At 43.7% G+C, this 26,915-nt stretch carries 24 protein-coding genes; 17 read left to right on the forward strand and 7 right to left on the reverse strand.

All coding sequences use genetic code 11. The features are described from left to right. Positions 1 to 323 precede the first annotated feature (323 nt). Complete coding sequence (locus KIH41_RS14850; protein ID WP_213945708.1) at positions 324 to 1,463, forward strand: 1-acyl-sn-glycerol-3-phosphate acyltransferase; 1,140 nt, start codon at positions 324 to 326, stop codon at positions 1,461 to 1,463. Positions 1,464 to 1,474: 11 nt separating this feature from the next. On the opposite strand, the gene KIH41_RS14855 is transcribed toward KIH41_RS14850, so the two are convergent. Further along, complete coding sequence (locus KIH41_RS14855) at positions 1,475 to 1,744, reverse strand: GNAT family N-acetyltransferase (RefSeq protein ID WP_214162890.1); 270 nt, start codon at positions 1,742 to 1,744, stop codon at positions 1,475 to 1,477. Positions 1,745 to 1,796: 52 nt separating this feature from the next. On the opposite strand from KIH41_RS14855, the gene KIH41_RS14860 reads away from it, so the two are divergent. From KIH41_RS14860 to KIH41_RS14875, 4 genes are all read left to right on the forward strand, one after another. Then, on the forward strand, positions 1,797 to 2,378 hold the full coding sequence (locus KIH41_RS14860; protein WP_214162891.1) for an alpha-ketoglutarate-dependent dioxygenase AlkB family protein: 582 nt from the start codon (positions 1,797 to 1,799) through the stop codon (positions 2,376 to 2,378). A gap of 215 nt (positions 2,379 to 2,593) precedes the next feature. Next, positions 2,594 to 3,184: a hypothetical protein gene (locus KIH41_RS14865; RefSeq protein ID WP_213945705.1), complete on the forward strand. Its 591-nt coding sequence runs from the start codon at positions 2,594 to 2,596 to the stop codon at positions 3,182 to 3,184. A 152-nt stretch (positions 3,185 to 3,336) separates the two neighbouring features. Beyond that, positions 3,337 to 3,543, forward strand: coding sequence for a type II toxin-antitoxin system VapB family antitoxin (locus KIH41_RS14870; protein ID WP_213945704.1), 207 nt, complete (start codon positions 3,337 to 3,339; stop codon positions 3,541 to 3,543). Then, on the forward strand, positions 3,540 to 3,923 hold the full coding sequence (locus tag KIH41_RS14875; protein WP_213945703.1) for a PIN domain-containing protein: 384 nt from the start codon (positions 3,540 to 3,542) through the stop codon (positions 3,921 to 3,923). The genes KIH41_RS14870 and KIH41_RS14875 overlap by 4 nt, the downstream gene beginning before the upstream one ends. A gap of 11 nt (positions 3,924 to 3,934) precedes the next feature. Here the strand turns inward: KIH41_RS14875 and KIH41_RS14880 are convergent, their stop codons facing one another. After that, positions 3,935 to 6,883, reverse strand: a complete 2,949-nt coding sequence (locus KIH41_RS14880) for a DNA polymerase III subunit alpha (RefSeq protein ID WP_214162892.1) — start codon at positions 6,881 to 6,883, stop codon at positions 3,935 to 3,937. A 154-nt stretch (positions 6,884 to 7,037) separates the two neighbouring features. Between KIH41_RS14880 and KIH41_RS14885 the strand changes: the two genes are divergently transcribed. After that, positions 7,038 to 7,937, forward strand: a complete 900-nt coding sequence (locus KIH41_RS14885) for a mechanosensitive ion channel family protein (protein WP_214162893.1) — start codon at positions 7,038 to 7,040, stop codon at positions 7,935 to 7,937. A gap of 37 nt (positions 7,938 to 7,974) precedes the next feature. On the opposite strand, the gene KIH41_RS14890 is transcribed toward KIH41_RS14885, so the two are convergent. Together KIH41_RS14890 and dinB are read right to left on the reverse strand one after the other, a co-directional pair. Next, the gene (locus KIH41_RS14890; RefSeq protein ID WP_214162894.1) at positions 7,975 to 8,700 is read right to left on the reverse strand and encodes a DNA alkylation repair protein; all 726 of its coding nucleotides are present in this window, start codon (positions 8,698 to 8,700) and stop codon (positions 7,975 to 7,977) included. A gap of 58 nt (positions 8,701 to 8,758) precedes the next feature. Further along, the gene (gene dinB, locus KIH41_RS14895; RefSeq protein ID WP_214162895.1) at positions 8,759 to 9,949 is read right to left on the reverse strand and encodes a DNA polymerase IV; all 1,191 of its coding nucleotides are present in this window, start codon (positions 9,947 to 9,949) and stop codon (positions 8,759 to 8,761) included. A 184-nt stretch (positions 9,950 to 10,133) separates the two neighbouring features. Between dinB and KIH41_RS14900 the strand changes: the two genes are divergently transcribed. Both KIH41_RS14900 and KIH41_RS14905 read left to right on the forward strand, forming a co-directional pair. Further along, positions 10,134 to 10,829 (forward strand): XRE family transcriptional regulator, encoded by a 696-nt coding sequence (locus KIH41_RS14900; RefSeq protein ID WP_213945698.1) that lies wholly within the window; start codon positions 10,134 to 10,136, stop codon positions 10,827 to 10,829. A gap of 37 nt (positions 10,830 to 10,866) precedes the next feature. Then, on the forward strand, positions 10,867 to 11,775 hold the full coding sequence (locus KIH41_RS14905; protein ID WP_213945697.1) for a cation diffusion facilitator family transporter: 909 nt from the start codon (positions 10,867 to 10,869) through the stop codon (positions 11,773 to 11,775). Here KIH41_RS14905 and KIH41_RS14910 read toward each other — a convergent pair. Further along, a complete protein-coding gene (locus tag KIH41_RS14910) occupies positions 11,747 to 12,118 on the reverse strand; it encodes a hypothetical protein (RefSeq protein ID WP_213945696.1) in 372 nt (123 codons plus the stop codon). The two genes, KIH41_RS14905 and KIH41_RS14910, sit on opposite strands and share 29 nt — an antisense overlap. Positions 12,119 to 12,234: 116 nt before the next feature. Between KIH41_RS14910 and KIH41_RS14915 the strand changes: the two genes are divergently transcribed. The 8 genes from KIH41_RS14915 (at position 12,235) to KIH41_RS14950 (ending at position 23,964) form a co-directional block, all read left to right on the forward strand. Continuing rightward, positions 12,235 to 13,035: a phytanoyl-CoA dioxygenase family protein gene (locus KIH41_RS14915; RefSeq protein WP_213945695.1), complete on the forward strand. Its 801-nt coding sequence runs from the start codon at positions 12,235 to 12,237 to the stop codon at positions 13,033 to 13,035. 147 nt (positions 13,036 to 13,182) lie between these two features. Then, positions 13,183 to 14,337 (forward strand): glycosyltransferase family 4 protein, encoded by a 1,155-nt coding sequence (locus KIH41_RS14920; protein ID WP_214162896.1) that lies wholly within the window; start codon positions 13,183 to 13,185, stop codon positions 14,335 to 14,337. Between the two features lies 1 nt (position 14,338). Beyond that, positions 14,339 to 14,923 (forward strand): acetyltransferase, encoded by a 585-nt coding sequence (locus KIH41_RS14925; protein WP_213945693.1) that lies wholly within the window; start codon positions 14,339 to 14,341, stop codon positions 14,921 to 14,923. 161 nt (positions 14,924 to 15,084) lie between these two features. Next, complete coding sequence (locus KIH41_RS14930; protein ID WP_213945692.1) at positions 15,085 to 15,906, forward strand: polysaccharide biosynthesis/export family protein; 822 nt, start codon at positions 15,085 to 15,087, stop codon at positions 15,904 to 15,906. Position 15,907: 1 nt separating this feature from the next. Continuing rightward, positions 15,908 to 18,349, forward strand: coding sequence for a GumC family protein (locus KIH41_RS14935; protein WP_214162897.1), 2,442 nt, complete (start codon positions 15,908 to 15,910; stop codon positions 18,347 to 18,349). A gap of 10 nt (positions 18,350 to 18,359) precedes the next feature. Beyond that, positions 18,360 to 19,652, forward strand: a complete 1,293-nt coding sequence (locus tag KIH41_RS14940; RefSeq protein WP_214162898.1) for a nucleotide sugar dehydrogenase — start codon at positions 18,360 to 18,362, stop codon at positions 19,650 to 19,652. A 237-nt stretch (positions 19,653 to 19,889) separates the two neighbouring features. Then, positions 19,890 to 22,991: a T9SS type B sorting domain-containing protein gene (locus KIH41_RS14945; protein ID WP_214162899.1), complete on the forward strand. Its 3,102-nt coding sequence runs from the start codon at positions 19,890 to 19,892 to the stop codon at positions 22,989 to 22,991. Positions 22,992 to 23,010: 19 nt separating this feature from the next. Further along, the gene (locus tag KIH41_RS14950) at positions 23,011 to 23,964 is read left to right on the forward strand and encodes a PorP/SprF family type IX secretion system membrane protein (protein ID WP_213945688.1); all 954 of its coding nucleotides are present in this window, start codon (positions 23,011 to 23,013) and stop codon (positions 23,962 to 23,964) included. 1 nt (position 23,965) lies between these two features. Here KIH41_RS14950 and KIH41_RS14955 read toward each other — a convergent pair whose 3' ends face one another. Continuing rightward, positions 23,966 to 24,889 (reverse strand): endonuclease/exonuclease/phosphatase family protein, encoded by a 924-nt coding sequence (locus tag KIH41_RS14955; protein WP_317194962.1) that lies wholly within the window; start codon positions 24,887 to 24,889, stop codon positions 23,966 to 23,968. Between the two features lie 382 nt (positions 24,890 to 25,271). Here KIH41_RS14955 and KIH41_RS14960 point away from each other — a divergent pair, with 382 nt between their 5' ends. Then, positions 25,272 to 26,066, forward strand: coding sequence for a thymidylate synthase (locus KIH41_RS14960; RefSeq protein ID WP_214162900.1), 795 nt, complete (start codon positions 25,272 to 25,274; stop codon positions 26,064 to 26,066). On the opposite strand, the gene KIH41_RS14965 is transcribed toward KIH41_RS14960, so the two are convergent. After that, entirely contained in the window at positions 26,063 to 26,890 is an 828-nt protein-coding gene (locus KIH41_RS14965; RefSeq protein WP_214162901.1) for an aminotransferase class IV, read from the reverse strand. The two genes, KIH41_RS14960 and KIH41_RS14965, sit on opposite strands and share 4 nt — an antisense overlap. Positions 26,891 to 26,915 lie beyond the last annotated feature (25 nt).

Below are 26,915 nucleotides of genomic sequence, written 5' to 3' on the forward strand. Positions count from 1 at the left end.
GCCTTCAGAGAGATCTGGAGGCTTTTTTGCGTTTATCCGCCACACTTCTTCCCATCCCGATCCGCCGCAGCGGATAAGCTCCGCCACAGAGGGACAGGTCTGCAGCGCCGAGTAGTTTTAAGTCACATTTGGGGAGAGTAGCCCCGATGGCTATACCTGGGGTCTTTCTTTATTACAAGAACCTTTCGGGTAATCTGAAGGCCTTTCTGAGGATTAAGGGACATTAAGTGGAATACTAAGGGAATAACCACATGCTGAACCCTAACTAAGGGTTTTTTCAAGAAAATTTTGTTTCTTTGCAGTTAAGCCCAAATATAAAAGAGATGTCAAAATTTGATCATATAAGACCATATTATGATACTGAAGTAAATGCAGCGCTTCATGAATTCGCCCATGATCCCATGATGAAAGCGATCATGAATTTTACTTTTCCAGGCATGGAGGATCAGGAGTGGGTTGATAGATTGAAAAGAACTCACTCTATCCGTGATTTTCAGATCAATTTCATTTACCCGGCTTTAAATATGGTCCTTGAGAAAAGCTCCCAGGGTCTAACTACTTCCGGTTTTGACAAATTAGATGGGCATACTGCATATTTGTTCATTTCCAATCATAGAGACATCATCCTGGATACCTCACTTCTTAATTATAGCTTGTATAATCATAATATGATGATGACCACATCGGCTATAGGGGATAACCTGGTCAAGAAACCGTTCTTGATGGCCATGTCAAGGCTGACTCGGAATTTCATAGTGCAGAGAGGCTTGCCGGCAAGAGAGTTATTACTAAGCTCCAAACTGCTGTCTGAGTACATCAATAATTCCCTTTTCCATGAAAATAGATCCGTGTGGATGGCTCAGCGAGAAGGGCGGACTAAAGATGGCAATGATGCAACTCACAAGGGGGTGTTAAAGATGCTTGGCATGGCTAGGGGGGATATGAGTGAAATGGAATACTTCAAGAAAATGAAGATTGTTCCTGTTTCAATCTCTTATGAATATGATCCAACTGACGCCTTAAAAATGCCAGAGCTGTTGGCAAGGTCAAGAGCCGAAAAGTATGTCAAGGAAAAGAATGAGGATTTCATTAATGTCTTGACCGGCATTATGGGGCAAAAGAAAAGAATTCATTTTCATACAGGGGATGTTCTCCAAGATGAAATTGATGAAATCATTGAACAGCATGCTAGTCCCAATAAGCAAATACAAGCTTTATGTGACGCGATTGATGCTTCAATAATTTCAAATTATAAACTTTGGCCAACAAATTACATTGCTCATGACCTGCTTCATGAGTCAGATCAATTTGCCGATAATTACACAGCAGATGAAAAAAAGGAGTTTGTGGAAAGAATGACAAAAGGGATTAAGGTGGATAATCCCGAAATTGTTAGGAACTTCTTGTCCATGTATGCCAATCCTGTAATCAATAAAATGGCGCCACTCGTACATAAGGAATAAGGCCTCCAGCCTTATTCTTTTTCTTTCTGCAACACTTTTTTCGCATAAGGGCAATTTGATTCAATTCCAATATTTTTCTCTTCAGATAACTCTTTGGTTTTAAAAACTAGAGTTTTGGCTAATTCACCGCCTCTTTTTTCGGGACTGACTTCGGTATGATTGATAGTCAATTTTGATGATTGAAGGGAGAATTCAATCCTTCCCACTTCTTTTTCTTGTTCTACAGCTACAATGGAACTGTTTGATTGATCAAGATTTCTTTTGAATGTTATATCTTCCATAATTCTATTTTCTTAAAAGTAAACCGAACCAATGTCCAAAAGTTATAGGAATATGTCTAAGAATCTGCTTCCATCTTTCGGAGAGGTGTATTACCCGAGCATTTTTACTCCTGAGGAAAGTAAGAGATATTTTTCTCTATTAAGAGAACATGTTAAGTGGGAGCATCGGGCGATTCAATTGTTTGGAAAAAAAGTGATGCAGCCACGGTTAACCGCTCTGTATGGTAATTCTGATGTACCTTATAAATACTCCGGCTTGGAGCTACAGCCTCTACCCATGACCAAAGAGCTATTTGAAATCCAGGAAAGGATAGGAAGCCAAGTGCAATCTTCATTTACACACGTGTTGCTTAATTATTATAGAGATGGAAATGATAGCATGGGCTGGCACAGGGATAATGAAAAATCTTTAGGCGTAGACCCGGCCATCGCTTCTGTTAGTTTTGGTGCAGCGAGAAAATTCCTGTTAAGAAGGTATGAAAATAAGCAAGAAAAAGTACAAGTTCTGCTAGAGGATGGTAGTTTGGTCTTAATGAAAGGTTCTACTCAAACTTATTGGGAACATTCCCTGCCCAAGAGTACAAGAATTGCTGAAGGGAGAATCAATTTGACTTTTAGGAGTTTAACTGCTTGATATTCAGTAATTTTATTTGTCTTTTGGTTCTCTAAATAACAAATTTTTTGTAAATTTACAGTCTTTCTTAACGGGTGAATTGTTCTTCATGCAAGAACCAAAATATTATTCGGGTTTAATAATTAGTAATATCGCCCAGCCCTTCCCGCCAAAGGTCCTTTCCTATAAAGGTTTTTAAACATACTATTTCAATTTAACCTACTTTAAATTTTATTATGCAAGCCAAAAAAATAAGCATTTGGCTAAAGCTATCCATGATAGCCATGGCCTTGTTAGTGATGGGGTGCATGCCCGATCAATTGGAAGATGTGGATCTGGTGAATAATCCAGAGGTTATGTTTGTAGAGGAGTTGAGTGAAGAAAACTTAAGAGTAAATCCTGCAGCCCAAAATCAATTGGAAGCTGTTGTGAGAAAAGCTACGGCAAAGTATCAACGTGTGGAAGTGGCAGTAGCCGATGGTTATGAATTAGCTTCGCCATGTGTGGCAACCGCTGCCGGAGGAATGGGATTCCATTATGTAAATTTTGCACTGATGGATGGTATTCTTGATCCTTCCAAACCTGAAGCGTTGGTTTATGAGCCCTTACCTAATGGCCGCTTGAAGTTGGGAGCTATAGAATATATCGTGGTGGATAGTCTTTTAGACGTCAGAGGTGTAGCTCCAATGTTTGGTCGTGTACCCATGGATAATCATCTTCAAGGTGCCCCATTAGGTTTCCCCCATTTTCAGTTACACGTCTGGGTTTGGACACATAATCCAGCAGGAGTGTATACTCCATTTAATCCAAAAGTTAGGTGTTTTTGATCTGGTTTTCTTATGCAAATTGAGGCTGTTTCTTTAATAGAGACGGCCTTTTTTAATCCCTCTAAAATTGATGTCTCAGTTGTTAAATAATTTTTGCATGCTGTTTGCTTAATACGATAGTGTATCGTATTTTTATATAAATATCTAAAAACATGAAGGTTACAGCCATAATACCAGATGAGATGATTGAAGAGGCTATGAGGCTGTCCCAAGCTGGGACTATCACAGAGGCCCTCAAGACAGCGTTGCAGGAATATATTTCCATGCAAAAATTAAAGGAGCTGAGCAGTTCGGTCCTAAACGAGCCTTTGGAATTTAATTACTCGGCCAAGGGCTTGCGTAAAAAGAACAGGGAATGAGAGGGGTTGTCTTTGATACTTCGATATGGATAGAGTATTTTAAAGCCAACCCCAATTATTTCCCAGTCTGCCAAACTTTGCTTGAGCAAGGAAGTGTGTATGCAATGGATATAATTTTTGCAGAACTGCAGCAAGGTGCCAGAGGTAGACGTGAATTAAGCATTATTGAAGGGTATTTTGAAAGTCTTCCCAGATTACACAATGGCGGGATTATTTATGAAGCCGGTGTTTTTTCCCAGCAGGAAAAGCTAATTTCCAAAGGAGTAGGTTTAATTGATTCCATAATCATCTATGGAGTCATGAAACATCAACTGCAACTGTGGACCTTGGACAAGAAAATAATTAGCTTTTTAGATAGTGATTACCTTTATTCCCCTTAAACAAAAGCCCATCAATCTTCAGCATTCCAGTAAGCCATCCTTTCGCAGCGGCTCACTTCAATGGTGTAAAAGCTGAACTCTTCCGTTACTTTTCCCCGAATCAAATATATTCCCCTTCCCTTGAAGGGATGTTTTTTTACCACGGGAGGGAAGTGTACGGTATCTACCCAGTCTCCAGATCGATCTACAAATGTTCCAAAATTCATGATGTCCCCCTTTACAGTACGGGTGTACTTGATGGTGACCAGGTACCCGATGACCTGAACTTCCTTTCCCAAGAACTTTTTGAGTTTCTTGGCGGAAATACTGGGAACACTTTGGTCTTTCACCAAAAGGAATGGGGAGTCCAGCGGGAATTCCAGAATGTCAATCTGGTCAATAATTTCCTGGCGGGGATCATTGGCTTCCAGCTGAGGGACTTGGGCTTTGCGAAGGCCCTGTTTTTGAAAAAGACCCCCGGCCGGAACTACCTTCCGTTGTTGGTTGAATATAAAATGAGCTTCCCATAAGCACTCCTGCTTGGTCTTTTGCGTAAACCTGAAGCATCCGATACGGATAAGGATAAGCAACTGCTCAAGGCTAATCTCCACCCTGGCGATGAAATCCTCCAAGCCCGCAAAAGGACCGTGTTGGGAACGCTCCCGCAGCAAGCGTTCTGAGGTGGCGGTTTCTAGATTTTTGAGATGGATAAAACCCAGATAGACCACCCGGCCCTTGATATTGGTCAGGTAATCGCTTTCATTGATGTGTGGAGCCTCTATTTGGGCGCCGTTCATGCGGAGTTCATGGATGTAAAATTCGGTATGGTAAAAGCCCCCGAAATTGTTGACCACCGCCACCATGAATTCCAATGGAAAGTGCACTTTGAGAAAAAGGCTCTGATAGCTTTCTACCGCAAAGGAAGCCGAATGGCCTTTGGCAAAAGAGTAGCCGGCAAAGCTCTCAATCTGGTGCCATAGCTCTTTGGTGACATTGGGGTCCCTGCCCAGTTGCTGGCAGTTAATGAAAAATTGAGATTTCACCCGTTGAAATTCATCTTTGGAGCGGGATTTTCCGCTCATGCCTCTGCGGAGAATGTCGGCTTCACTCAGGCTGAGTTTGGCAAAATAATGGGCCACCTTGATGACATCCTCTTGATAAACCATGATCCCATAAGTTTCGGGCATGATGTCATAGAGTACCGGATGGGCCAGCTTGCGGCGGGCCGGATTGACATGCCGGAGGATGTATTCACGCATCATGCCCGAGCGGGCCACCCCTGGGCGGATGATGGAGCTTGCCGCCACCAGCTCTAAGTATTCGTCGGCTTTCATTTTGGCCAAAAGCATTCGCATGGCAGGGGACTCGACATAAAAAGCCCCGATGGTTTTGCCTTCCCGAAGGTGCATCTTGATTTTGGGATCCTTTTTGAATTCGCTGACTTGATGGATATCTACTTTTACCCCCTGGTTTTGCTCAATGATCTCTACGGCAGTTTTGATGTGGCCCAAGCCGCGTTGGCTGAGGATGTCAAACTTGTGCAAACCAATATCTTCGGCCACGTGCATGTCAAAGTGGGAAATGGGAAAGCCTTTTGGGGGCAATTCGGTGGCTGTATAATAATGGATGGGCTTATGGGCGATCAGAATTCCCCCTGCATGGATGCTTAGGTGCGATGGGAAGTTTTTCAACACCTGACTGTATTTGATAATCAGGCGGCCAAACTGGTCCGGTTGATAGCCAGGCTTGTCGGCATGGTAGATCAATGATTCAATTTCGGTCTTGGGCAAGCCAAATACCTTTCCCAGTTCCCGGAATACAGAATTGTATTGAAAGGTGGTGTGGGTGGCGAGCAGGCATACGTGCTCCTGCTCAGGAGTGTTGTATTTCTTGAAAACATAATCAATGATGTCATCCCGATCTTTCCATGAGAAATCTATATCGAAATCCGGGGGATTTTCGCGATACAAATTGATGAAGCGCTCAAAGTACAGGTCGAGCTCAATGGGGTCCACATCGGTGATGAAAAGGCTGTACGCCACAATGCTGTTTGCCCCGCTGCCCCGGCCAACGTGGTAATACCCTTTTTGCTGGGCATAGCGGATAATGTCATAATTGATGAGGAAATAGGAAACGAATCCTTTTTGCTGGATCAGCTCAAGTTCTTTTTCTATGCGGGTTTCGATTTCCGGAGTGGTTTTCCCGTACCGCAGAGTAGCCCCTTTGAAAGTCTCCTCCCGCAGGTAGTCGTAATCCTGCCAATCGGAACCCAAGATGTCCCGTTTGTTTTTGACCGCCTGAAAATAAAAGGAAAACTGGCATTGCTCAAGCAGTTTTTGGGCATTGTAGATCAGGTAGCTGTGGTTTTCGCAGCGAGCCACCATTTCCGCATATCCATATAGCCTATCGGATGCATTTCCCTGCTCAGAAAGGGGGAGCTTGCTCAATAAAGCATTCAGATCAATGGACCGCAGCAGGCGATGGGCGCTGAAATCCCTTTTGGAGGTAAAAGTGGCGGGTTGAAGCAGTACTAAACGGTCCTTGTGGCGAAGCCAAGGAGAGCGGTGAAACTGATTGAGGCGCTCGGGAGATACACCGATATATTCATTTTCCCGAAGGGAAAAATACTGATCAGGTAAGGGGTATATGATAAAGCTATTGGTGAATTCTGGCGCCCGGTCGGCAAAAGGAACCTGCTTTATCCTATGATGGGAAAGGTGCTTATTCAACTCAAAAAAGCCCTCCTGGTTTTTGGCAAGGCCAATGTATGCCTGCTGGGTGCCATTCCTGAAGTCAATGCCAATCACAGGGTGTATGCCATTCCTGCTGGCTTCCCTGAGAAAGGGAAACACACCAGCCGTGCTGTTGATGTCCGTTAAAGCCAATGCATCCAGCTTTTTCCCTTTGGCTTCGGAGATCAATTCTTCAATGGGCAGGGTCCCGTATTTGAAACTATAATATGAATGGCAGTTGAGATGCAAATGTTTATTGTTTTGACATTTTGTTGTTTATAATTTAATCAAAAAATAGAGAGAGAAGAAAAGTTTTAACAGAGAAATATGGAAAAAATCGGATTGGATGGAGAAGGGGGATTTTCTACCTATATTAGACTTCTTTTGAACGACCACCGCATTTATGAATGAGCTTTGGAATTATATAGATGAATTTGTGCCCTATGATGTCAGGCTGAAAGTACTGCAGACAATCATCATTATCCTCATCCTCTGGCTGATCAAAAAAGGGGCTACCAGGCTGGTGAGTCAAAACGTAAGTGGGGAGCTGAAGCGGCAGTATCACTGGCAGAAAACCATTCAGTATGTGGTGGTGCTGATCGGATTACTATTGGTGGGAAGCATTTGGATCACCAATTTTCAATTTGTGACCACCTACCTCGGATTGCTTTCCGCAGGTATTGCCATTGCGCTTAAGGATATCTTCGTCAATATAGCCGGCTGGTTTTTTATTTATTGGAGGAGGCCTTTTGATGTGGGGGACAGGATTCAGATAGGGGAGCACAAAGGGGATGTGGTGGATTTGCGGATGTTTCAGTTCTCGATTTTGGAAGTAGGCAGCTGGGTGGATGCCGAGCAGAGTACGGGCAGGATTATCCATATCCCAAATGGAAAGGTTTTTTCCGATGCGCAGGCCAATTACAGCCAGGGATTTGATTATATCTGGAATGAGCAGCATGTTTATATCAGCCTGGATAGTAACCATAAAAAAGCCCAGCAGATTTTGCTTGACATCATGAATGAAGAGTTGAAGGATGAGTTTAAGAAGATTGAAAAGGCTTTTAAAAGGGCCGAGAAGAAACATCTGATTTCCTTCATTTTTTATACGCCCACCGTTTATATCAACCTTAATGAGCGGGGGATACAGTTGTCCATGCGTTACCTTTGCCCGCCAAGAAAGCGGCGGGTGCTACAGCATGCCATGATTGAAGCGGTGCTGGAGAAGTTTAGAGACGAGGAGGATATCAGGATTGTCTACCCAATTACTTCTGTCCATTTGGAGAATAGAGGAGGGGAGAAGTGATCAGAGGCGCAAAGGGGCCAGAGAAATGAACGGGGTTTTAGATCAATCCCTTCAAGAATCCCATCCTTATCTCCGGTTCAAACTTTTCAATAGTATATCGGAGCATGGTGCGTGGCATTTGTTTATAGCATTTTTCCAAGAACGTGTAAGCGGTGTCGAAATCCTTTTCTCCAACTTCCCGCAACATCCAGCCCACGGCTTTGTGAATGAGATCATGGGGATGGTCAAGGAGGAGGTCAGCTAGTTGAAGCGTGTCGTCAAAATGGCCTTTCTTGATAAAATACTGGGTGGAAATGATGGCAGTCCGCTGTTTCCAAAGTTGACCGGATTGGGCAAAATCGTATAGCAGGCTTTTGTCCTGATCATACAGATACGCCCCCAAGATCTTGGGCGCAGATGAATCTACGAGATCCCAGTTGTTGACAAAATCCAGATGGTCTAGGTAGAAGTCCAGCAAGGTCTTCCGGTCTTCCGCGGATTTAGCTTTTTCAAACTTGAGTACTAGCATAAATAAAGCGGTCAGCCTGTATTCATGGACCTCTTGGGTAAGGAGGGCTTCGAGTTCATCCAGGAAGAGATCCCGATAATGCTTCTGAGCGACTTTCCGCTGGAAGGGAACCTTCACGCCAATAAACCGATCCCCTTCCCCATACCCTCCCGGGACTGCTTTGAAATATTTGGGCAAGAATTCCGCTTTTTCAGGGTCGGCATGTTGTAGCAGTTCTTCTTGGATGAGGGTTATTTGTTGGGAGGGGTTTTTCATAGAGATAAAGTTAATAATCTTCGAGAAATTAAACTGGTAGAATGTTTAATGCGGTTTTCTACATTTTCCTGCCGTTAAAGGGGTTAAACCTCCTTCTTCCCACCTGCATGCCCACTGCCCGGCATACGGTTTTGTCGCCGTATTTGATGTTGAGCTTGTCCAAGGCTTGATAGAGGTTGATCTGCTCTTGGGTGTCTTCGAAAAGGTTGATTTGATAATTTCCATACACCAGACTGCTAAATCTCACCCCAATCAGGCGGATGAGGATACGGCGGTTGTACAGTTTTCGGAAAAGCTCCTTCACCAATGGGATAAGGGTATGATCGGCAGAGGTATATGGGATTTTGCGCTGCATGGTGTGGGTGTCAAAATCCGAGTAGCGGATTTTCACGCTAACACATGCGGTCAGCTGGCCTTTCTGTCTGAGTTTGGAAGCAATTTGCTCGGTCATGGCTACCAAGGTGGCCTCCAGCATCCGCACATCTATAGTGTCCTGCTCGAAGGTGTTTTCAGTAGAAATGGATTTTGCTTCCGAGTAGGGAATCACCAGAGATCGGTCGATACCGTTGGCTTTTTCCCAGATCATGTTCCCGTTTTTTCCAAAAGTGGCTTCCAGTAACTCTGAAGGCATCGCTTGCAAGGTGTGCACCTTTCGGACACCCATATTGTAAAGTGTCTGCGAGGTTTTTTCCCCGATCATAGGGATCTTGCGGATGGATAAAGGTGCCAAAAAAGGCTTTTCCTCTCCATAAAGGATTTCCTTTTCATTATTGGGCTTGGCTTCCCCGGTGGCGACTTTGGATACGGTTTTATTTTCCGACAGCCCCAGAGAGATGGGGAGGCCGGTTTCTTTTATGATCCTCTGGCGTAGTTGGTGGGCCATTTTGGCACAGCCGAAAAATCGATCCATACCGGTATAGTCGATGTAGAATTCATCGATTGATGACTTTTCGAATAGCGGTACGTCTTCCTGAATGATAGCGGTGACCTCATGTGATTTTTGGCTGTATTTTTCAAAATCCCCCCGGATGATCAGCGCCTCCGGACACAGCTGCCTGGCCGTGCGCATAGGCATGGCCGAGTGCACGCCAAATTTGCGGGCCTCATAGCTGCAGGACGCCACCACGCCCCGGTCGCCCGATCCACCGATGAGGATGGGTTTGCCGTTGAGCCTGCTATCGTACAACCTTTCCACCGACACAAAAAACGAGTCCAGATCCATATGGACAATGCTTCTTCTTCCCTGCATATTTATATTGACAACATTATTGACATTTTTATGTTTATAATGTAGTCAAAGATTTTTATATTTGAGAGAAAAAAGGTTTCACGCAAAGGCCGCAAAGAAGTCGCAAAGGTTTTCATTTAGAAGATAAAATTTTCATCGCTTAGCCTAATCTGCTGGCGGATGGGAATGATAATTACAATGAGATATGTATTTAAACTCAAACATCAAATTTCTCCGTAAGAAAAAAGGCCTTACCCAGGTGGTGATGGCGGAGGCGATAGGCATCAGTAGGTCCAAGCTGGCCGGGTATGAGCTTAACATTACCCCGCCACTAGAGACGGTGCTTAAAATTGCGGACTATCTCGGGGTGTCGGTGGATGTGCTGCTTAGGCAAAATCTGGAGACTTTCTCCGAATACAAGCTCCGGGAGCTGCTGGAAACGGACCGGTACCTCAGCGGGCGCAACTTGAGAATCCTCTCAACCACTGTGGACGCAGAAGGGAGGGAGCTGATCGAGGTGGTTTCCCAAAAAGCCAAAGCAAGTTATCTAGCCGGTTTTGCGGATCCGGATTTCATCGGGGAGCTGCCCCGTTTTTCGCTTCCGTTTTTGCCGGCAGACAAAAAACACCGCGTTTTTCAGGTGGATGGAGATTCCATGCTGCCGATTCCTGAAGGGGCGTGGATTGTGTGTGAGTATGTAGATGATTGGAGAGATGTAAAAGATGGGGAGAAATACGTGATCGTAACTGAGCAGGATGGGGTGACATTCAAAATTGCCTACAATCACCTGAAAGGGGAGGAAAAGCTGCTTCTTTGCTCTGGGAATCCTATTTACAAGCCTTTTGAGGTGAAGGCAGAGGATATCCGGGAGGTGTGGAGATACAGGTTGGTGATGTATTGATGTTAAACCTTCCCGATTAGACTGCTGTTTCGCTAATATGGAGCCAGTCAGTGAAAGGTTTGTTTTAAAGGTTTCCGCCTATGGAGCCTTGGTTTTTGCCGTGATTGCCATGGTATGGGGTGTGCTGGGGCAATCCCAGATGATATTGTTTGATGGGGTGTACTCCCTGATCAGCGTTGCCCTTTCGGTGGGTTCGTTATGGTCGGCAAGCTATATCCAGAAGTATGATTTCAAAAGGTTTCCTTTTGGCAAGGAAATGTTGGAGCCGATTATCATTTTGCTGAAAAATGTGGTGATTATCATTCTTTGTGTGTTTGCCTTTTTCAATGCGGTGGCCAGTATCCTTTCAGGTGGGCAGATGATTGATCCGGGGATGTCGGCCTTGTATGCGCTTTTGGCTACCATCGGTTGTTTATTGGTATATCGCTATTTGGAAAGGAGGCACAAGGCTTTGCTGTCAGGCTTTATCAAGGCCGAAGCCGTGCAGTGGAAAATGGATTTTTTTCTGAGTATGGCGGTGCTTTTGGGTTTTCTCATAGCTTTTGGCCTGAATTTTACTATTTACAAAAACTTTGTGCCCTATATTGATCCCGTGATGGTGGTGCTGGTGTCAGGCTATTTTATAAAAGTGCCCATGGGGCTGATCAAAAAACAAGTGCGGGAGGTGATGGAAATGTCCCCCGACAGTGAGCTGAAACAGGAAGTTGACCAAATCATTTCAGCCACCAAGACCCGGTACGGGTTTGAAGAGTATTTCCTTCGGGTTTCCAAAGTGGGGAGCAAGCTTTTTGTTGAGGTGGACTATGTGGTAGACAGAAAGGCTTTTGAACCCACGATAGAGGAGATGGACCTGATCCGGCAAGAGATTTCAGACGCCCTGCAGGAGGTGCCCTATAAGAAATGGCTCACGATATCCTTCACCTCTGATCGGAAGTGGGCCCTTTAGCGCGCTTGTCGATGCGTTTTTCTGCGTAGTACTCACTTAAAACCCGCAACAGTTTTTGGTAATTTTCAGGTTGAATGCGGGAGTTGATGGATTTCCATTTGTTGCCTGCAAACTGCATGTTGATGGCGTACACTTTTCCCCACCACAGGAAATAGGCTTCCTGAACCTGCCAACTTATGAGGTCTTTTTCAAAGCTGATGCTTTCAGATTGTATGGGGGAAATAAAAGTGACTTCACTACCTTGGATTTTTAATTCAGTGCTTCTTCTCAAGAAAAGCCAAATGGGAAAAATTAGCACTCCGGCAATAACCAGAATGATCAGAATAATATACAGGTATTCCATGTTAGGTTCAGATTAAAATTATACAATTAAATTTCAGGGGAATTGTTTGTTTCTTGGATGAAATGCATTATTTTTAATACAAGATTTTTTATTTCGTATTTTTAAAACTCCCAGTCATGTTAGATAAATTTTTAGAGGATGGCTATACTGAAGCCATTGACCTGTTGAACGGGGATCAGATTGAGCAAGTTTTATCTGCCTGTGCCGCATTGCCTGAAAAGTTTCTGCCCTGGTTGAAAGGCAGACACAGTGTGGTGCCCGAAATGGTAGACCTGGGGAGCCATCCGGTGATGGTGGAGGCGGTGTCCAAGTTGCTTGGCGAGGATGTGCTGTTGTGGAGCAGTCAGATCATTTATCAAAAACCCCAAGTGACTCACAGGTGGCATATCGATGTGGAGCATTCTACTTGGGATGGCGTAACGGTTTGGTTGGCTATGCAGAATGTGACAGAGGGTTCGATGAAACTCATTTCCAAATCCCAGCATCTCAATATCACCCCGCAGGAATTGGGGGAGAAGTATTTTGTAGACCTCACTGATGACCGGCAGGTGCAGCATGAGGCGCAAAAGCGGAACTCGGAATGTAAATTAGTTCATGTCAAGGTTAAACCTGGGCAATTCATCATTTTTGACGGCAGATTGTGGCATGGTACTCAGAATTCTACTCCTAACACAAGGTCTTCCATGATTTTCCAGTATACCAGGCCTTCCAACAAGCTTTTTATCCCGTTGGACAACAATTATCCGGGCACAAGGTGGTCCCATCTTCAGCCTGATTGTGTGTTGGTGAAAGGAAAAGATGATTTTAAGTTGAATAAAATTATCGATAGGGATTATTCAGGTAGTTGGAAATCAAAGGCTAGAGTGATGATGGTGCATTTTCCACAAAAAATTCTAAGAAAAATCATTCCGGCGTAACTATCTAGGCATCCAATATGCTTATCTTTGATCAAGTGCAAAAAAATGGATTTAGGGTTCGGATTTTATGTTTTTTCCAGCGGGATCTGTACCCCATAATTGCCATGGTTTTATCTTTGCATTTTTCAGTTTAGTAATAAGAAATTCATGCCTAAATTAATACGGATTACCACAGTGCCCATGTCCCTGAAGCTTCTTTTGACGGGACAGATGAAGTTTTTAAAAGAGAATGGCTGGGAGGTAAAAATGGTCAGTGCTGAAGGAAGGGAAATTCAGGATGCCAAGAAAAATGAGGGGGTGGAACACATATCCATTCCTTTTACCCGGCAGATCACTCCTTTTCATGATTTATATTGCTTGTGGTTGTTAATTCAGCTTTTTCGCAAGGAAAAACCGGATATCGTCCATACTCATACGCCAAAAGCAGGTCTTTTGGGGATGTTGGCTGCATGGATCACCGGGGTGAAGGTTCGGATACACACGGTGGCTGGGATGCCCTACATGGTGGCCCATAAGAACAAAGCTAAACTTTTGATCTGGTGTGAAAAGCTCACTTTCAAATTGGCCCATCAGGTGTGGCCAAATTCTAAATCGCTGAAGGATTTTATACTCAAAGAAGAGCTGGTGGACCCCGCAAAGGTCAAGGTAATCGGCGAGGGGTCGTCAAATGGGGTGAACCTGAACCGTTTTAACCGTAATTCTTTGAAAGAAAACCATCTGGTAGCAGCGATGATGCGGGTGGTACCTGGAGATAACGAATTTGTGATCTTGGCTGTTGGCAGGATGGTCAGGGATAAGGGTATTGAGGATTTGGTGAAGGCTTTTTTGGATTCCAAAATTGTAAATAAGTCCAAGCTTGTCCTTTTGGGGCCTATGGAGCAGGAATTAAATCCTTTGGATGACGAAATTGTGAGGAAAATTGCCGACCATCCGAAGATTGTGCATATTGACTGGTCTGACCATGTGGAGCATTATATGGCCATTTCTGATATCTTGGTCCATGCTTCTCATCGCGAAGGATGTCCAAATGTTATTTTACAGGCAGGAGCTATGCAGTGTCCCGTGATTTGTTCGGATATTATAGGGAATATTGATATAATTACTCACAAAAAAACAGGTTTGGTTTACCCAGTGAAAAAGGCCCAAGTGCTTAAGGAAGCATTGGAGTTTGCCTATGTGAAGCGGGAAGTGATGTACGGATTTGCCCAAAACCTTTATGAGGAAGTTAAAACTAAATTTGACAGCAGGGTAATGCACCAGTTAATTCTGGAAGAGTATCAGCAACTTTTAAACAAAGAATAGAATGTACATCGTAGGCGCCTCCGGACATGCAAAAGTAGTAATTGACGCATTAGAATTGAGCGGAGGGCAGGTGTGCGGGGTGTTGGACAAAAATGAAATGCTCAGCAGTTGTCTGGGGCACGAGGTTTCCTTAAGGTCCCAATTTTTACCATCCTTGGATAAAACACTTTTTATTGCAATTGGCTGTAATCAAACTAGGGAGAAGATTGTGATGGAGTACTTGGGGAGAGTAGAGTGGGGAACGATCGTCCATCCCGCTGCTATTCTGAGCAAACATTGCAAGCTAGGCAAGGGGACCATCATCATGGCCGGGGCTGTGGTCCAAGCGGATTGCATGATCGGCAACCATTCCATCGTCAATACCAAAGCTTCGATTGACCATGACTGCATCATTGGGGATTTTGTGCATATCGCTCCCAGGGCTACGCTTTGTGGCAATGTGAGAGTGGACCACAATGTGTTGATTGGCGCAGGGGCTATTATCAAGCCGGGAATTCAGATAGGAGAAGGCGCGGTGATTGGTGCAGGTTCGCTGGTTTTGAGAGATGTGATGGATTGGGAAAAAGTCCATGGAGTAGTAAAGTAATTATCGTCAGTTTTTTTGCTTTGTCGGATTGAAAAATTGTGTATCTTTCCCCATAAAGCATAAGCCCAGTTAAGCTTATTGAAAGAAAATGGTACTGGGGTTTTATTGCTTAAAGAATTAACTAATTTTGAGCGGGATTTTTATACTTCCATTCAGTACTGATGAATAAAGGGATTTACTTATTACTTCTTTTGCTGCTAGCAAGTTCGTGTATCAGCAATAGGAGAATTACATACTTTCAGAACTTGCCTGGCAATGAGCCGATCGGGCTGGAGGAATTTATCCCCTATGCTGAAGTGGAATATGAGTATATTCTGCAGCCATTTGATATTGTGGATATCGATTTTGCCACATCAGACGAGGAGCTTACCAAAGCATTTGAGTTTCAGGGATCACGTTCCATGCGTGGAGGCATGGCCGGAGGCCGGGGCGGCATGGGCGGAGGTGATATTTTTTATTTCACGGGTTATACCATTGACAAGGATGGGTTTGTGGACATTCCCAAGCTTGGCAAAATCGAAATTGCAGGAATAAGCGAGGAATCTGCCAGATTGAAAGTACAGAGAGAAATCAATGAGTTTTTTCAGGAAGAGGTGTTTGTCCGCTTGAGGACAGGTGGGATAAGGTATACCACTCTGGGGGAATTTTCCAGTGTGGGCACCCAGCTGATTATGAGAAACAGGGCGACAATTTTTGACGCACTTGCCAATGCAGGTGAAGCCAATATTTTAGCCAAAAAGAACCAGCTTTTTATCATCCGTCAATATGATGGAGGCACTAAAATCCACCAAATCAACCTCAATGATCGGAGACTTTTGGCCTCTCCGTATTATTTTATTCAGCCCAACGACATACTATATCTGGAGCCGATGCGGATCCGTCAAGTGGGGACAGGTGATAATCTCGTACAATCCCTGCAGCTTGGCGCTACACTGGTGACCATGTTTATATTTTTCTATGGTTTAACACAAGGGTTGTTTTGAGATGGAGAATATTGATTTGTCAAAATTTGAGGAAGAGGAAAGACCCATTGATATAAAGTATTATATCACCAAGTATTCCCGTTATTGGCCATTGTACCTCACTTGTATAGCCATCGGCTTGGTGGCGGTATTCTTGTTTCATCGCTATACTGTGGAGCAGTACCAGGTGAAGGGCAGTATTATGATCAAACGCAGCCTTTCCCCTGAGGTGAGGATTTTGGACAGGTCGCAGATTTTTTCCGGAAACAACAACCTGGAAAATGATATTCTCCTTTTTACCTCAAAAAATCTCGCGGAAGAGGCACTCAAAAAGCTCCATTTTGATGTGAGCTATTATGCGGCCACTCATATCAAGGAAATTGAGATGTACGAAAACTCGCCCATCCGAATTGAAGTGGATTGGGAGTTTCCTCAAAACCTTCAGGGGATGGTGCATTTGAGCATACTTTCAGAAGATACTTATATGCTATCCCGTGAGGAAACCAGCTTTATGGATTACCTTTCGGCCAAGGCATCCGTAGGTGAGGAAGACATCCTCGGCAAGATTTTTAGGTTTGGGGAAACAGTGCATACAAGTAAATTCAAATTTAAAGCCCATTTGGTAAACCCCAACCGGGTGGGGGATATGGTTGGATTTAAGATCCATCATCCGTCTACCTTGGTTGATAATTACGCTAAATCGGTTACTGTAAGACCACAGAACAATTATGGTTCCGTGCTTGAAGTGAGCATGGTGTCGACGGTAGTTGAAAAAGGTAGGGATTATGTCAATGCACTGATGGATTCCTTTTTGGAATATGATCTCAAAGAGAAAAACCGTATTTCGGAAAATACCTTGGCTTTTATTGATGATCAGCTATTCTTGGTGGAGGATTCCCTCAAATCGGTAGAGAGAAGAATGCAAAACTTCAAAGTCAGCAACAAATTACTGGATGTAAATAAAGAATTTGGCGGGCTGCTTACCCGAATTGAGTCATTGGAAGAAACCATTCAGGGGTTTGAATTTGAATTGGCATATTACCGTTCACTAGAGCAATATCTTTCAGATAAGGGCAATGATTACAGTGAGGTGGTGGCACCTTCATTGGTTGGCGTTTCGGATTTACTTTTAAATGGCTTGGTTCAAAATCTGGTACAATTATCGTTAGAAAGACGAAAGTTACTTTCTGTGGTCAAGCCCAATCACCCCGATGTGGCCCAGCTTGATCAGCAGATAGATAGGCTCAGAGAAAACGTCTTTGAGAACATTCAGAACTTGGTGCAGAACACCGAAAACCGAAAGCGGGAAATTTATGAAAAATTGAGGTCTTACGACCATCAATTTGCCAATTTGCCGGAAGCGGAATCCAATTACACCCATATTTTCAGGGAGTTTAAGCTTAGAGAAAATCTCTATACCTATCTTCTGGAGAAAAGGGCCGAGGCTGGAATTGCAAAAGCCTCCAATGTGCCGGATAATGCGATTTTGGATTATGCCAAAAAGGGGAATTTGATTTACCCCAAAAAACCGCAGAATTATGGTATGGCAGTGGGCTTGGGTTTTATGGTTCCGTTGGCGTTTTTGTTAATGTATCACTATTTGAATAACCGAATAGTGGATCAGGTTCAGCTAAAAAGCTTTTTGAAAATACCTTTATTGAGTACAGTTGGGTTTAGCACAAAAGACACAAACCTCATCGTGGCGGAACATCCCCGGTCTTTGGTCTCGGAGTCGTTCAGGTCACTTCGCTCGGCACTTTTTTATATTGCCAGTGAGAAAAAATGCAAGACAATTTTGGTGACTTCCAGCGTGTCGGGAGAAGGCAAAACTTTTGTGGCTCTAAACTTGGCCTCTGCGATGGCTCTAAGCGGAAAGAAGACTTGTTTGATCGGGATGGATCTTCGCAAGCCCAAGGTGTCCCAGTATATGGGTGTTTCCAACAAGAATGGCTTATCCTCTCTGTTGGTGGGAACGGCCTCACCAGAGGAAGTGGTGCAGGCCACCAAATACGAGAATTTATACATCGTACCTTCGGGGCCGGTGCCTCCAAATCCCGCTGAACTTCTGTTGAAGGACAGACTGAAAGATTTTTTAAACGGTTTGAAGGAACAGTTTGATGTGGTGGTGCTAGATACCCCGCCTGTAGGCCTGGTCTCTGAGACAATGGATTTGTTGAGGTTTTCGGATGTGAATCTTTATATCGTAAGGCAGAATTACACCCATAAGAAGCACCTGCTGATGATCAACGATCTGTATTCCAGCAATCACGTTTCGGACTTTTATGCTGTTTTTAATGGCTTTAAGGGTGGGGGTGATATTTATGATTATGGAGGATATACGTATGGATATGGGTACAATTATTCATACATGAAGAAAAATAAATATACAGGGAATTATTACGAAGAGGAAGGTGAACTTCAGTCTTCATTTATTCAAAAGTGGATTTCAAAGTTAAATAAATAAGTTTTTTTCAATGTTAAGTATCAATGAGATAAAAGACCAGGGGATAGCCGTCATAGGACTAGGTTATGTGGGATTGCCCCTGGCAGTAGAATTTGCGAAGAAGTTTAAAGTTGTTGGTTTTGATATCAATGAGGGCCGTATTGCAGAATTGAGCAAGGGCCATGATCGCACGCTTGAGGTTGAAGATGACTATTTGAAGGAGGTCCTTGATATGGGCAACTTGTCATTTACCAATAAAAGCGAAGACATAGCTTCTTGCAGCGTTTTTATAATCACTGTGCCTACTCCAGTAGACAAGCACAACCGACCTGATTTGACGCCTTTGGTGAAGGCCAGTCAGACTGTAGGTAAAATCCTCAAAAAAGGGGATATCGTTATCTATGAATCAACTGTGTACCCAGGTTGTACGGAGGAAGACTGTGTGCCTGTTTTGGAAGAAGTAAGTGGACTTAAGTTCAATACTGATTTTTATGCAGGTTATTCCCCAGAAAGGATCAATCCGGGAGATAAGGAGCATACTGTAACCAAGATCAAAAAGGTAACTGCAGGTAGTACTCCGGAATCAGGGAAAGTGATCAATGACCTTTATGGTGAAATTATCGTGGCTGGTACCCATTTGGCCCCGGCAATCAAGGTGGCTGAAGCGGCAAAGGTGATCGAAAACAGCCAAAGAGATATCAATATAGCCTTTGTAAACGAACTTTCTAAAATATTCGCCAAATTGGATATTGATACCTTGGATGTGTTGGAGGCGGCAGGGACCAAGTGGAATTTCTTGCCTTTCAGACCAGGATTAGTGGGTGGCCACTGTATTGGGGTGGATCCGTTCTATTTGGCCCAGAAAGCGATGGAAGTGGGGTACAACCCTGAAATCATCCTTGGCGGTAGAAGAGTAAACGACTCCATGGGTAAATTTGTGGCTGACCAGGTAATCAAGCTTTTGATCAAAAATGAGCACATGATCGCTAAGTCCAGTGTTTTGATGCTTGGAGTTACATTTAAGGAAAATTGCCCTGATGTGAGAAATACCCGTGTGATCGATGTGATCCAAGAAATGAAAGCCTTTGGAGTGACCGTGGATGTATATGATCCATGGGCCGACAAAGATGAGGTAAAACATGAATATGGACTTGACCTTATTGATAATCCATTCGAGTCGGGGAAAAAATACGAAGGTGTAGTATTGGCTGTGAGCCACAAGGAATTTCTATCCTCCGATCTTTCCCAGCTAAAAGCTGAAAAAGGTGTGATTTACGATGTGAAGTCCATATTGCCAAAAGAGGAAATTGACGCTAGATTATAAAAGTTAAATTTGCTAACCAATTGAAAAGCCGACAGATATCTGTTGGCTTTTCTTTTTTCATATGTTAGATAATTTGATAAAAAATTTAATTTGATATGTGTTATGTTGAATAATTTATATTTATTTGTAACAGCTATTCGGTAAAATTTTATGGTAAAATAATAAGTTATACCAAATATGCTGTAGGTGCTGATGAAAAAGCATTTGGTGGTCTATTTTCAAGTATCCCCATTTTATATGGCAAAACGTTTACGGTTAATCTTCTCAATTTTCCTCATTCAATTTTCGCTTTTTGCAGCTGAAAATTACCTGCCGTTTACCGAGGCTCCGGTCGTTGTCACATCGGCACCTGGAGTCACCATTTATCCTCCTGGCACTATCGATATGTTGGTTGATCCAAATGTGAGGATTACCGATGTCGATTCTGATAATTTAATCCGTGCTGAGATTATTTTAAGTGATATTCTGGATGGGACTATAATTGAGCAACTTTTTCTTACAGAAAGGGGCACTGAATTAATCACTCAATACGGCCTTGCCTTTGAAGTAGAGTTTTCGCCAGTAATGAGGGTTCTGATTTCCGGCCCTGCCCCCGTGGCAATTTATGAGCGTATCCTTCGGGAAATCATCTACGACAACCGTCGCTCCTCTCCAACTCCCGGCGATAGACGGGCAATCTACACAGTTACCGATGAGGACAACAATATAAGTGAACCGGTTACCCGAATCATTCGCATTGAGGAGCCGCCATTGGAGATTGTTGAAACAGAAGTGGTCAATTTGCCTCCAAATGGCCTGTATGGAATTGATGATGTGATTGAATTACGGCTAGCCTATAGTGAGCCGGTTTTTGTGAGCGGTGGCACTCCCTATATTTTGCTGAACATTAACGGGGTAGAGGTGCGCGCTACCTATGTATCCGGATCAGGTACAGATGAATTGCTGTTTGCTTATACCGTGGAGGAAGAGCTTGAGCTACTGGATATGGATGGTATCGGAATCGCTTCTACGGTCACCTTGGACGGGGCGGATGTGCTTAATTCCAGCGGGGAGACCATTCCACTGGAGGTGGGAGAGATCGCCGGTAATATTTTTGTTGACGGCATACGGCCATTTGTGGTGAATGTGCAGGTACCGGCAGATGGCGTATATGCCTTTTGCGCAGAAGATGTAATGACTTTTACATTGCAATTAAACGAAGCTGTTCAGATTCATTTTGACAACCTTCCTGAATTGCAATTGCTATTTGATTCTGGAGAGGCTTGGGCTAGGTTTGATCAAGGGAATGTTAATGATTCTACTTTGGTTTTTACCTACGAAATCCAAGAAGGAGACCAAGACCTGACTGGGATAAGGATCGGTAGGATCCGGTTAAACGGAACCACTATTTTTGATATTGCCAATAATGATTTCTTGGATCTAGAAATGACCAGCGCGAATGTGCCTGATACTTCCGGGATTTTAATTGATACGAGCGAACCGAATGCCCCATTAGTTTGGGGAATCAGAGAAGATACTGGGATTTCAGACGAGGACGGCATCACTAACGCCCAAAACTTAGAGATTTTCGGGACTGGATTAGCCAATTCCACCATCGTGGTCTTTTTGGATGGTGAAGAAATCGGAAGGACAGATTCCAACGCTGATGGTTGGTGGGATTTGGACTATACCGATGTGACATTGGAAGAGGGGTCTTATGAAGTGACTGCATTTCTTATCAACGAGCTCTGTGCAGAAAGTCCAATAAGCGAACCTTATACTTTTATCATCGATCTGACGCCACCAACGGCCGATTTGCAGGAAATAACCGTTTCTCTCAATGAGGAGGGGAATGTCACGATTGATGGCCGGTCCTTAGACGCGGGTTCATCTGATAATGTGAGTGAAAACTCTACTTTGACCTTTACAGTAGAACCAGCTGAATTCAGCTGCGATGACTTGGGTGAAAATGAAGTGACCGTGACCGTAACCGATGAAGCTGGAAACAGTGTCTCGGAAACTGTGATGGTGACTGTTATTGATGATTTAGCTCCGACAGCTGAGGTAGAAAACTACACCTTGTACTTGGATGAAAATGGTGCTGCAACCTTTTCTGAGGAAGATATTGAAGCAATGATGTATGACAACTGTGGCATTGAGTCAATTGAATTTAGCCTTGATGAGTTTGGCTGCAGTGATGTGGGTGAAAATGAGGTGGAGGCAACCATTAGGGATCTTTCAGGAAATGAAACCGTTGCCACTTTCACAATTACGGTTGCTGATAATATGGGGCCTGTTATAGCCAATGCCCCTGATAGCTTTTCCGCAGGAACAAATGTAGATGGGGAATATACCCTTCCTGATTTCACCGAAGACTTACAATTAAGTGATAATTGCGAAGTGGCTTCAGTTGAGCAGTTCCCGGCGGTAGGGACGATATTAGAAGGTTTTGATACCCCGCATACTATTACCATTATTGCCACGGATATTCACGGCAACCAAACAGACATAACCTTTACCATCACCTTGGTTGATAATTCCATTGATGAGGTAATCATGCCTGAGATAATTTCCGTGCCTTGGAATACGCAGATAGATGACCTTCCACTTCCAAGTGTGGTCAGGGTGATTCTTAGAAACGGAGAGGAAGCAATCGTGCAGGTGACCTGGCAAATTGATTATTATGAGGCCATGGAACCCGGCTTTTATCAAAATGAGGGGGTAATTGTGCTTCCAGGGGATATTTTCAACCCTGATGGATTAATGGCATCCATTACCATTATTGTGGAGGACAAACCCCTTCCGGAAGATATCGAGTTAGATAATCAATCCTTCCAGATGGATCATGGTGTATCCAGACCGATTGGAAGTTTCAATACCATTGACCCTAGTGATGACCAACATACCTATGCTTTAGCAGATGGGGGTGCTGACAATGGCTATTTCAGAATCGAGGACGGACAGCTTTTCTGGAACACAGACGAGCAGCTTCCAGGTAGGACCGAATTTATCATTACAGTAAGTTCCACTGATCGGATGGGGAATATAATCACAAGGACTTTTACCATTACGCGTGTTTTCCCACCATTGTCTGAACTCAGAATTGTAAATGTTTTCTCGCCAAATGGTGATGGGATCAACGATACTTGGGGAGTGGAGGTGCTAGGTTTTTATGGTAATGTGCGGGTGATGGTGTTTGAAAGAAGCGGTAAGCGGGTGTATTACTCACATGATCCTTATGAACGATGGGATGGAAACTACCTTGGCGAGCCAGTAGTGTCGGGTGCATATTATTATATAATTGAAGTGGTGCCAACCGGGGAAGTGCACCGAAGTGTTTTGACAATTTTAAGAGATTGAGGGAGGTAAATAGGTGTATATGAAAAAATATTTACTGATACTGTGTTTCGTGATAGTTTCCTCCCATGGGTTTGCCCAAAGCAGGAAATACTTTACCCAGTTCAATTCATTGCAAGGGTATTACAATCCCGCACTGACAGCCCATGGAGGGAGCGCCTTGAGGGGTGTGGTAAGAAATCAATGGATGGGGCTGGACGGATCTCCTTCTTCCACTTTCTTCAGTGGTGAAATAGATTTTGCGGAGCTTTCCGGAGAGGATGATCCGGCATTGATGGGAAGAAATGCCGTGGGGGCAAATGTGCTATTTGATCAGCACGGTCCATTCGCAGAGACCGAACTAAATGTCAATTATGCCACTAGGGTAAGGCTTTCTGCCAAGCACAGTTTTAGGTTGGGGGCTGGGGTAAATTTTTCCTCAGTGAGGCTCGATGGGGCTTCTTTGACTCCAGAATTGGAGAATGACCCAACCATTGGGAAATACCTAGGTGGATTTGCCGATATGCAATCCTTGGATTTTCATATTGGAGGAGCATTGACCCATGAGCGTTATTACCTTGGATTTGCCATGAACAACGTCAACGGCGGTAAATTCAACAGAGGAGATGTATTTTGGCCTCAGAGACCCATCGGTTATGTTATATCAGCCGGCTATAGGGAGTCCCTTTCCGACCAGCTTTCAGTAATGGGAAATGCACTTTACCGTTATCAAGACGGGTTGTATGACAACATAGAATTTAACTTTAAAGCCTTATTTGCTGATACATTCTGGCTGGGGGGAGGACATAGAATCGATCACGGAAACAATTTCCAATTTGGCGTTCTCTTGCTTCACCAGTTCACTGTAGGTTATGTTTTCGAGTTTCCTACCAACGCCTCTCACCGATTACCGGGTACCACGCATGAATTTGTGGCTACTTTGAGGTTAGGCCGAACCCACATTAGAAGGGATAGAAGGGAAATTCTGATTTGGTAGGCTAATAATTTTCGTCAAAGGATTTTTGAGGAAACGGCGACTCCCAACTGAAAACAGCACTTACGGGATAATGATCTGAATAATCAACTTCCCGATGGGTGTTGAAATCTTTGATTTGGAATATTGGGGAGTAGAAGATGTTGTCGATCCTCAGAAAGAAAAGCACCCTGTTATAAGTAAAGCCAAAGCCTCTGCCTGCCTCTTCAAAAGCATTTAGCAAATCTTTTTTCAAGGTTTGGTAGGTGAAACTATAGGGGAGGTCATTAAAATCCCCAGCCACGATCACAGGGTGGGGGCTGTTGTTGATGTGTTCTTGGAGGATTTGTACTTGTGAAGCTCTTATTTCGGTGCCGTTTTTTAGTTTCCTGAAAGTGTCTTTGTAATTTTCCTTAATGCCATCCACATGGTTGAGGTCATCCGCTTTGATGCTCATGGATTCCAAGTGGGTGTTGTAGACCCGGATGGTGTCTTGGTTGACTTTAATGTCAGTGAAAATAGCACCATTGGTCCAGCGGTTTTGGAAAACTTTACCGCTATTGATTATTGGGTATTTGCTGAAAGTCGCCAACCCATAACTGTTCCGTTTGGCATCCCCCTCCATAATTTCATACTTGTACTCAAAGGCGCCATCTTGGTTAATCGCCTTGATGGAATTGTAGGTAGGGATGGTATAATTCTGATAAAATTCCTGAAAGCATTTGATGTCAGCCGGAAACTCCCGCGCCCATTGGATACTGTTTCTAGTGAAGCTTTTTTTCTCATCCTGTGCAATTCCCAAATTGAAGAGCCTGACATTGTAGCTCAAAACGGATAGCCCTTCGGCATTATCTACAGGAGGATTTAGCTGGTAAGTTGCCCCCAAAAACTTATAGCCAATTGCCAAAGCGATAATTGGCACCACCATGATCAGTCTTATCCTAAACATGTGGATCAAAAGCAAAACGAGATTGAGTATTAGGAATCCCGGTATCAACAGCGGCAAAAGCCCTGTGTAAGGTAATACCTCGGGGGATATCCTTACACTAAAGAACAAAATCATGGATATAATGAATACTAGAAAGGTAATAAATCGCATGTTGTCTAGGATGCCTGTGGGGGCGCTCTTACTTTTTCGGTTTGGAACTTGCTAAAATAGGTCTTTTGAAAGTGATGATTTTCAAAAGACTAGATTGCTGATGATAGGCAAAAATACGGCAATTAACAGCAGAATTGAAAACTGCGCATTAATTTACTTGAAATGAATTTAAATTCTTTCGATCAATCCCTATATTGCGGTTCAGCTAAGTCGTGAAAAATCCCATTCCAATATGAAACAATATCACCAATTACTTCAGCACATTTTGGACAATGGCGTCCAAAAAGGTGACCGTACAGGTACAGGAACCTTGAGTGTGTTTGGCTATCAAATGCGGTTTGACCTACAGGAAGGATTCCCGCTGGTGACCACCAAAAAATGTCACCTGCGATCCATTATCCATGAATTGCTTTGGTTTTTGAATGGTGATACCAACATCAAATATCTTAAAGACAACAAGGTGTCAATTTGGGATGAATGGGCTGATGAAAATGGGGATTTAGGGCCTGTCTACGGCTACCAATGGAGGCATTGGCCTGATGGACAGGGAGGGGAGATCGACCAGATCAAAAATCTGATCCAGCAGATCAAGAATAACCCAGATTCCAGGCGGTTGATCGTAAGTGCCTGGAATGTGGCAGATGTGGACCAGATGGCATTGCCGCCTTGCCACTTGCTGTTTCAGTTTTACGTGGCTGAGGGCAAGCTCTCCTGCCAACTTTACCAAAGAAGTGCTGACGTGTTTTTGGGGGTACCTTTTAATATCGCCAGTTATGCATTGATGGTAATGATGATTGCCCAAGTTTGCGACCTCCAGCCAGGGGAGTTTATTCATACATTTGGCGATGCCCACCTTTACAGCAATCACCTAGAGCAGGCGAATTTGCAGCTCAGCAGAGAATGCAGGCCTTTACCGGTGATGAAAATCAACCCTGAGGTGAAGGATATCTTTGGATTTAAATTTGAGGATTTCGAACTGGAGAATTATGATCCTCATCCGCATATAAAAGCCCCAGTGGCTGTTTAAATCACAAAAAGAGTTTCTATAAACTCGATCGGTTCGATGTTGAATTCGGTCGAGTTGATTTTTTCTATATAATGTATGCCAGTTACGTTGGTCGTAAAAACTAGATCGGCTTTCATTATTTCTGAAGGTTTGAATTCTCCTTCCACTACAGAGTACCCCTTTTTTTGCAACTTTTCCATCACCACTGTTCTTCCTACTCCTTCGATGCAGGAGGAAGTGAGGCATGGGGAATAGAATACACCGTCTTTTTTCCAAAATAGATTTGATGCTCCGGCCTCACAGACGTTTCCTTTTGCCTCAAGTAGGATTACTTCATCCATTCCTGCTTTTTTTCTGGAAATGCCCGCCTGCACGTATACCAAAGCATTAAGCGTCTTACAATTGCTCCAAGGGAGATTTGGAACAACAAACTGTTTGTTGATAAAAGCTGATTTCTGCTGTGGTGGGGTATAAGTAAAGGCCTCAAGTATCAGGGATTCGCTGGCATGATGGCTCACTGGGGTGTATTTCCCCACACTATCACGATAAATGTTCCACCTTACCCTTAGAATTTTACCCGGAAATTTTTCTTTCAGATATTGCTCCACATCTTGGAAGGCCTGCTCTACATTCAGTTCAATATTTAAAGTTGTACAACCTTTGAACGCACGGGAAATATGTTGCTTTCCAAATCTGATTTCCGCTCCTGTAAAAATCATCGTTTCAAATATCCCATCTCCATAAAGATAGGCACGGTTCGCTAGCTGTGAGGGGCTGGCGTCAAACTGGCCATTTTTGGATTTAAATAAAAAACATGTCTCGTTATCGGACAGGTGGATGTTCATTATCGTGCGAAATTTGAATTTGTGT

The sequence above is a fragment of the Litoribacter ruber genome, from assembly GCF_018500185.1.
Lineage (GTDB): Bacteria > Bacteroidota > Bacteroidia > Cytophagales > Cyclobacteriaceae > Litoribacter > Litoribacter ruber.

Excerpts from the sequence above, each read along its gene's own strand:
- KIH41_RS14905 (WP_213945697.1), top strand. The coding sequence starts at position 10,867 with ATGGAGCCAGTCAGTGAAAGGTTTGTTTTAAAGGTTTCCGCCTATGGA.
- KIH41_RS14870 (WP_213945704.1), top strand. The coding sequence starts at position 3,337 with ATGAAGGTTACAGCCATAATACCAGATGAGATGATTGAAGAGGCTATG.
- KIH41_RS14900 (WP_213945698.1), top strand. The coding sequence starts at position 10,134 with ATGTATTTAAACTCAAACATCAAATTTCTCCGTAAGAAAAAAGGCCTT.
- KIH41_RS14955 (WP_317194962.1), bottom strand. The coding sequence starts at position 24,889 with ATGTTTAGGATAAGACTGATCATGGTGGTGCCAATTATCGCTTTGGCA.
- KIH41_RS14925 (WP_213945693.1), top strand. The coding sequence starts at position 14,339 with ATGTACATCGTAGGCGCCTCCGGACATGCAAAAGTAGTAATTGACGCA.
- KIH41_RS14860 (WP_214162891.1), top strand. The coding sequence starts at position 1,797 with ATGTCTAAGAATCTGCTTCCATCTTTCGGAGAGGTGTATTACCCGAGC.
- KIH41_RS14950 (WP_213945688.1), top strand. The coding sequence starts at position 23,011 with ATGAAAAAATATTTACTGATACTGTGTTTCGTGATAGTTTCCTCCCAT.
- KIH41_RS14885 (WP_214162893.1), top strand. The coding sequence starts at position 7,038 with ATGAATGAGCTTTGGAATTATATAGATGAATTTGTGCCCTATGATGTC.
- KIH41_RS14850 (WP_213945708.1), top strand. The coding sequence starts at position 324 with ATGTCAAAATTTGATCATATAAGACCATATTATGATACTGAAGTAAAT.
- KIH41_RS14855 (WP_214162890.1), bottom strand. The coding sequence starts at position 1,744 with ATGGAAGATATAACATTCAAAAGAAATCTTGATCAATCAAACAGTTCC.
- KIH41_RS14915 (WP_213945695.1), top strand. The coding sequence starts at position 12,235 with ATGTTAGATAAATTTTTAGAGGATGGCTATACTGAAGCCATTGACCTG.
- KIH41_RS14940 (WP_214162898.1), top strand. The coding sequence starts at position 18,360 with ATGTTAAGTATCAATGAGATAAAAGACCAGGGGATAGCCGTCATAGGA.
- dinB (WP_214162895.1), bottom strand. The coding sequence starts at position 9,949 with ATGCAGGGAAGAAGAAGCATTGTCCATATGGATCTGGACTCGTTTTTT.
- KIH41_RS14965 (WP_214162901.1), bottom strand. The coding sequence starts at position 26,890 with ATGAACATCCACCTGTCCGATAACGAGACATGTTTTTTATTTAAATCC.
- KIH41_RS14935 (WP_214162897.1), top strand. The coding sequence starts at position 15,908 with ATGGAGAATATTGATTTGTCAAAATTTGAGGAAGAGGAAAGACCCATT.
- KIH41_RS14920 (WP_214162896.1), top strand. The coding sequence starts at position 13,183 with ATGCCTAAATTAATACGGATTACCACAGTGCCCATGTCCCTGAAGCTT.
- KIH41_RS14930 (WP_213945692.1), top strand. The coding sequence starts at position 15,085 with ATGAATAAAGGGATTTACTTATTACTTCTTTTGCTGCTAGCAAGTTCG.
- KIH41_RS14910 (WP_213945696.1), bottom strand. The coding sequence starts at position 12,118 with ATGGAATACCTGTATATTATTCTGATCATTCTGGTTATTGCCGGAGTG.
- KIH41_RS14890 (WP_214162894.1), bottom strand. The coding sequence starts at position 8,700 with ATGAAAAACCCCTCCCAACAAATAACCCTCATCCAAGAAGAACTGCTA.
- KIH41_RS14865 (WP_213945705.1), top strand. The coding sequence starts at position 2,594 with ATGCAAGCCAAAAAAATAAGCATTTGGCTAAAGCTATCCATGATAGCC.
- KIH41_RS14875 (WP_213945703.1), top strand. The coding sequence starts at position 3,540 with ATGAGAGGGGTTGTCTTTGATACTTCGATATGGATAGAGTATTTTAAA.
- KIH41_RS14945 (WP_214162899.1), top strand. The coding sequence starts at position 19,890 with ATGGCAAAACGTTTACGGTTAATCTTCTCAATTTTCCTCATTCAATTT.
- KIH41_RS14960 (WP_214162900.1), top strand. The coding sequence starts at position 25,272 with ATGAAACAATATCACCAATTACTTCAGCACATTTTGGACAATGGCGTC.